The sequence below is a fragment of the Hymenobacter coccineus genome, assembly GCF_001816125.1.
In the GTDB taxonomy this organism is placed as follows: Bacteria; Bacteroidota; Bacteroidia; order Cytophagales; family Hymenobacteraceae; genus Hymenobacter; species Hymenobacter coccineus.
Genome location: NZ_MDZA01000150.1, coordinates 1 through 5,604 on the forward strand (window position 1 = coordinate 1; position 5,604 = coordinate 5,604).

Genomic DNA, 5,604 nt, shown 5'->3' on the forward strand with positions numbered 1-5,604 from the left:
TCGGCGGCCAGGGCCAGCAGGCAGCGGCTGCCAGCTGGCCTCGAAGCCGGGCCAACGGGCGGGCGGGTCGGCCAGGTGCGCGGCCAGCCAGGCGAGGCCGGCGGCTAGCTCAGCGGGTGGCAGCACGGCGGCCAGCAGCGCATCGGGCCAGCCGACGGTGGCCAGCACAGCGTACCACTGGTGCAGGGCCGCCTCGCCGTAACCATCAAATAAGCCAAAGTCGTCGCTGGCCGGCTCTTCCAGTTGGGCGAGGGCCCCGCAGGCCGTGGCCCAGTAGCGCAGGGCCCCCACCAGCTGCCCGCCCCGCGCCAAGTGCAGCAGCTCGGCTGCGAAGGGCCCCAGGGCATCGCGCAGCAGCTCGTCGGCGGCTTCCTGCAAGCCGTCGCCTTCGTCGTCTTCGTAAAAAAACTCGCTGTTCTCCCAGAAGTCCTCGTCAAAATCCAGCACCTCCAGCGTGTCGGTGAGGCGGGCGGGCAGGCCAGCCAGCGGGTCGGCGGGCGGCGCGGGCGGTTGGCCAAAGGCCAGGAACTGCCGGGCCAGGTCGTCGTTTTTGGCCAGCGCCTGCTTGAGAAAACGCAGCCGGTCGCCCTTCTTGCGGTCGGCCCAGGCGGCTTTGATGGCCGTGGCCAGGGCCCGGTCGGCCAGGGGCGGGGCGGTTTCGGCGGGGGCCGCCAGGTCGTCCAGCTCGGTCCCGTAGGCATCGAGCACCGCCAGGCCCAGGGCCACTTTGTGCTTGCATATGCCATCGAAATCGTAGGGGCAGTTGCAGCTGAACTCGGGACCGGCGGGGCCCCGGTGCAGGGCCACGCGGTAGGGGAGGCTGCCCCGCACGGTGGCGGCGAAGCCCGTGCCCTCGCGGCGCAGCTTTTCCACCTGCCCTTCGTCGTAGTAGGCCTCGCCGCGCTGGTAGCTGTTGTCGTTGGCGAGGCGGCGCAGGGTCTGGCGGGTGAACATGGGCGGTGGGGCAGGGTTGGGAGGGGCAAAATAAGGCCGCGCCGCACAAGCCTGCGGGGCCCGGGGCCCCTCCTTCCCCTCGGCGCGGCCATCAGCTGGGCGCGCCCAGCGAGGAGGGCAAGCGCCAAGGGCTCCGGTGGTTTTTTGGGTGGATACCCAACAGCTTTTGGCGCAGGAATGGCTCCGTGCCGGTACCGCATTGCGCGCCCGGTCAACAGCATTTGGCCCGCGCTACTTTTGCCCGGGGCCCCTACGCGGCTCGCTGCTGCTTATGCGTCATCCGTTGGTGCGCGCCGCCCTGCTGTTCGTTGGCTTCATTGCCGGTGGGGCGCTGCTGTTCTTGTTCGATTTGTACGAGGTGTACTCGCCCGGCCTCATCACGGCCATGCTGGTGGCCATAACGCTGGCCAAGCTCACGTACTTCGTCGGCTCCATTCTGCGCTGGATTCGCCGTTCGGCGGCCGACGACGTGTACCGCCGCCACTTGCTCATGTTCTTGTTCCTGAACGTGTTGCTGATTATCTCGTCGTACGCAATCGACTACTACTGCCTGCACCGCATCCGGCCCGAATCGTTTCACCTGCCCTTCGGCGAGCAGGACCCCGTGGGGCAGCTGCTCACGTTTTTTTACTTCAGCACCGGGCGCTTTACCACTGCCGGCGGCAGCGAGGTTTACCCCACCGCCGGCCTGGCCCAGGGCTACGTGGTGAGCGAAATCCTCCTCTCGTACTGCACCACCGTGCTCATCGTGGCCAACATCAGCCTGCTGCAAACGCTGCTGGCCCCCGCCAAACCGCCGGGGCCCCCAACCCTGTAAAACGGAGTGGCACTCCGTTGCCGTTTGAGCATCAAAACGTAGCGCCGCTCCATTGCCATTTGAACGTCAAGACGAAACGTCCCTGCGTTGCCGCTCATCCGCCGAAACGGAGTGCCACTCCGTTTTACGGCGCAGGGGCCCCGGCGGGGTTGGGGCCCCACTGGTTACCTTCGGGGCCCTTTTGACTTGTTTTTGAGCCATGCGCCACGTCGCCGACATTCCCCACCCCGCCGTTAAAATCACGCTTTTGGCCTGGAACAGCAAGTTCCTGCTCAAGCTGGAGCAGGGCAACCTGGAGCAGACCTATAAGGTGCCCGAGCTGGACCTGATGACCGGCACCGACGCCGAAGCCCGCGAGTTGCTCGACGACGAGTTTCTGGCCGCCGCCATCGGCCGCTTTCAGGCCATGCGCGCCGATTTGCAGGCCGCCTTCGAGCGCCACGAGCTGCGCTAGGGCCCCCACCGCTTACCTTCCCGTTCTCTTCTTTATAAATGCCTTTTTGCTTATGTTTCAGCGCTATTGCTTGCTTCTGAGCTGCCTGGCTACGCTTTTGGCCACCGCCCCGGCCGGGGCCCAAACCTACGATGTGCGCGCCAGTACCGTCAACTACGACCGCCGCGAGCGGGCCGCCCTCAAGGTGCAGGTGGAGAGCAGCGCCAGCTGGCTGCGCGACTACTTCCAAACCTGGATGAAGGACAATTACGCCATCAAGTTCAAGGGCGGCGGCCTGCTGGGTGTGGGCGGAAATAAAACCGACCCGCTCAAGGCCAAGCAAACGCCGGCCTCCACCATTTCGGGCAAGCTCGTCGACCTCTACGCCACCACCGTGGCGCCGTCCGATTCGGTGGCCGAGCTGGCCGTGTTCGGCAGCTTCGACGGTAGCTCGTTCTTCGACCCCGACCGCACGCCCACCGAGTTCAACGCCCTGCGCACCATCACCCAAAGCTTCGCCAACGCCGCCCGCCTCAAGGTGTACCGCGAGCGGATAGCCGAGGCCGAAGAACTGGTAAAGAAGGCCGACAAGGAGAAGGACCGCCTCGAAAAAAGCACCAATTCGGCCCGCTCAAACACGGCCAGCAACTTATCCAAAATAGAGTCACTCATCAAGCAGAATGCCGCCAACCGCCTGCAAATCAGCCAGGACTCGTCGGCCCTGCTGCTCAATGTAGAGGCGCGCGCGGCGGCTTCCAAGCTCTTGCAGCAGCGCCAGGCTCGCCTCTCAGGCCTCGAACGCAAATAGCCTTTCCTTCCCCCCGCGTGGACCCTTCGCTCGAAACTGCCCTTGCCGCGCTGCGCCAGCTGCGCAGCGACCGCCAAAACGGCCTGATTACCGACCGCGACTACGACCGCCGCATCGCCACCCTGCTGCAAGGCCAGAACGCGCCCGCCCTGCTGGCCCTGCTGCAAGCCGAGGCCGGGGCCCCCACGGTACCCAGTTCCCCGCCCGTGCCCGCAGCGCCCAGTCCCGCGCCTGCGGTGCCCGCGCCTGCGGTGGGGCCCAGCCGTGCCGCGCCGCCCGCTGTGCCAACGCCGGATTTCCTGGGAACCCGAAAATCAACCGCGCCGCCCGCTGTGCCGGCGCCGGATTTTACAGGATCGAAAAGACCCGCCTCGGCCGCCGCTCCACCTGCCCCGCCGGTTGTTGCCGCGCCGCCCTCTGCGGTGGAGGACGAGGCCACCGCCGAGCTGGGGCCCCACCGGCTAGCTCGTCCACGCTGAACTACGTGCTCATTGGCGGTGGCGTGCTGCTATTGGTGCTGCTGGTGGCGTACCTGATGAGCGGCCCACGCGCCTCCGAGCACCTGACTAGCGGCAGCCGCACCGCCGCCGATAGCACCGCCGTGACTCCCGAAGTGGGCCCCCAGGCCCCGCAGCTGGAGCGCCCGCCCGTGGCCGCCCCCGAAACTGTGCGGGTGTTCCCTCAAACTGCGCCCCTCGCCCCCGCGGTTGATAGCACCGCGCTGGCCCCCGCCGCTACGCCCGCCGCTACGCCCAGCGCTGCCGCTCCAGCCGACAGCGCCGCTGCTCCCGAAGCCACGGCTGAAGCCAGCGAGCAAGCAGTGCGCGAGGCCCTGGCCAGCTACTACACTGACCTGCGCGCCGCGCCCTTCGACGCCGGGGCCCACTTCGCGCCCACCGTCGAGCGGTTTCTGTTGCTGCGCGGCACCACCCCCGCCGCCATTGCCGATAACCTGGCCACCAATCACTTCCCCGAGTTTCAGGACTACCGGGCCAGCATTGCGCCGGGCTCGCTGCGCGTGAGCGCACCGGCGGCCGACGGCTCGCGCACCGCCAACTACACCGAGGTAGCGCGCTCGTTCCGGCCCACGCTCCAGCAGCACCAGCAAACGCGCACCCAGGTGCGGGTCCGCTTCACGCCCGACTATAAAATCGAATACCTGCGCCAGGAGAAAGTCATCGAAAACACGCTGATACCGTAGCCAGGGCCCCAGGCTCACACATAGAACGGCCCGGGCTGCCGGCTTTTCGCCGGCTGCCCGGTAATCGCCGCGCCGCCGCCCGACCGTAGCAGGGCCCCAGGCGCTCATGGCTTACCCGCATCAAGCCAGCCCCCTCGCCTCAATAGCTAAGCAGCCACGTCCCACCGGAAACATTGCGCCCCGCCGCGGCTGTTTCGCAAGCTGGTTAGTTACCCGCCCGCCCCATGCGCTTGCCTTATTTCGTTTTGCCAAGCCGTAGGGCCCCGCGCCCAGCTTGGTGGTGGCCCGCGGCCCTACTGACCTGCACTAGTTGCGTCAACCTGCTCAAGCCCGCCCACGGATTCACGGCCCCGGCTCCCGCCACGGCCCCCAACTACGCCCAGGAAAGCAGCTGGGCTGCCCTGCCCACCCGCCGCGATTCAACCGACGCCCTGCCCCGCGGCGCCGGCTTGCGCGACGGCCAGGCCACGGCCCCCGCCGACGTATTCTTCGTCCACCCCACCAGTTACTATTGGCGTGGCAGCTGGAACGCCGACGTGAGCAACGCCCGCCTCAACCGCTACACCGACCGCACCACCATCTTCAACCAAGCCAGCGCGTTCAACGCCGCGGGCCGCGTCTACGCTCCGCGCTACCGGCAGGCCACGCTGTACTCGTTTTTCGACAAACAGGGCCCCGACGGCCAACAGGCCCTCGACCTAGCCTACACCGACGTGAAGGCCGCCTTCCAATACTACCTCGCCCACTACAACCAAGGCCGGCCCATCATAATCGCCGGCCACAGCCAGGGCGGTACGCACGCCACGCGCCTGCTCCACGACTTTTTCGACCACGACCCCGCGCTGCGCAAACGCCTCGTGGTTGCTTACCTCATCGGCTGCCAGGCGAAAACCAACGAGTACCAAACCATCCGCCCCTGCCCCGATTCACTGGCCACCGGCTGCTACGTGGCCTGGAACACCTCCGAGCGCGGCTTCGATTACCCGCCCTACTACAACTTGGTCGCTACCAACCCCCTCACCTGGACGCTCGACACCCTTAGGGCCCCCGCCGCCCTCAACCGCGGCAGCGTGGGGCCCCAAATGAAGCGCGTCGATGCCCACGTCACCGATGCCCAAGTCCACCGCGGCCTCCTCTGGATTACCCCGCCTAAAGTCCGCGGCTACCCCCGCTTCTTCCTCCCCGGCTACCCCGAGCTGCACCACTCTTTTCACGCCGCCGACATCGGCCTTTTCTACCTAAATATCCGCGAGAATGCGGAGGCGCGGGTGCGGGCGTGGCAGTTACACAATAACTAAACGACTATGGACTGAAAGTCCATAGGTTTGAAGCCGAATGGAATTCGGTGGTTTCGGCTAAAGCCGACTAAAAGAAACCACTGGAAGTGGGCT

7 protein-coding genes are annotated in these 5,604 nt (G+C 66.7%); 6 read left to right on the top strand and 1 reads right to left on the bottom strand.

Translation table 11 applies throughout. The features are described 5' to 3' along the window. On the bottom strand, positions 1–954 hold a 954-nt coding region (locus BEN49_RS10460), incomplete at its 3' end, for an SWIM zinc finger family protein (RefSeq protein WP_204376087.1). A 271-nt stretch (positions 955–1,225) separates the two neighbouring features. Between BEN49_RS10460 and BEN49_RS10465 the strand changes: the two genes are divergently transcribed. From BEN49_RS10465 to BEN49_RS10490, 6 genes are all read left to right on the top strand, one after another. Further along, on the top strand, positions 1,226–1,771 hold the full coding sequence (locus BEN49_RS10465) for a hypothetical protein (protein ID WP_125916721.1): 546 nt from the start codon (positions 1,226–1,228) through the stop codon (positions 1,769–1,771). A 199-nt stretch (positions 1,772–1,970) separates the two neighbouring features. Then, entirely contained in the window at positions 1,971–2,225 is a 255-nt protein-coding gene (locus BEN49_RS10470; RefSeq protein WP_070743046.1) for a hypothetical protein, read from the top strand. A 52-nt stretch (positions 2,226–2,277) separates the two neighbouring features. Further along, entirely contained in the window at positions 2,278–3,012 is a 735-nt protein-coding gene (locus tag BEN49_RS10475; protein WP_070743048.1) for a hypothetical protein, read from the top strand. A 17-nt stretch (positions 3,013–3,029) separates the two neighbouring features. After that, a complete protein-coding gene (locus BEN49_RS10480; RefSeq protein ID WP_070743050.1) occupies positions 3,030–3,491 on the top strand; it encodes a hypothetical protein in 462 nt (153 codons plus the stop codon). 5 nt (positions 3,492–3,496) lie between these two features. Then, positions 3,497–4,213, top strand: a complete 717-nt coding sequence (locus tag BEN49_RS10485) for a hypothetical protein (protein WP_125916723.1) — start codon at positions 3,497–3,499, stop codon at positions 4,211–4,213. 224 nt (positions 4,214–4,437) lie between these two features. Further along, positions 4,438–5,511, top strand: a complete 1,074-nt coding sequence (locus BEN49_RS10490; RefSeq protein ID WP_070743054.1) for a DUF3089 domain-containing protein — start codon at positions 4,438–4,440, stop codon at positions 5,509–5,511. Positions 5,512–5,604: the final 93 nt, after the last annotated feature.

Coding starts and splice junctions, on each gene's coding strand:
- BEN49_RS10465 (WP_125916721.1), top strand. CDS start 1,226: ATGCGTCATCCGTTGGTGCGCGCCGCCCTGCTGTTCGTTGGCTTCATT.
- BEN49_RS10475 (WP_070743048.1), top strand. CDS start 2,278: ATGTTTCAGCGCTATTGCTTGCTTCTGAGCTGCCTGGCTACGCTTTTG.
- BEN49_RS10470 (WP_070743046.1), top strand. CDS start 1,971: ATGCGCCACGTCGCCGACATTCCCCACCCCGCCGTTAAAATCACGCTT.
- BEN49_RS10490 (WP_070743054.1), top strand. CDS start 4,438: ATGCGCTTGCCTTATTTCGTTTTGCCAAGCCGTAGGGCCCCGCGCCCA.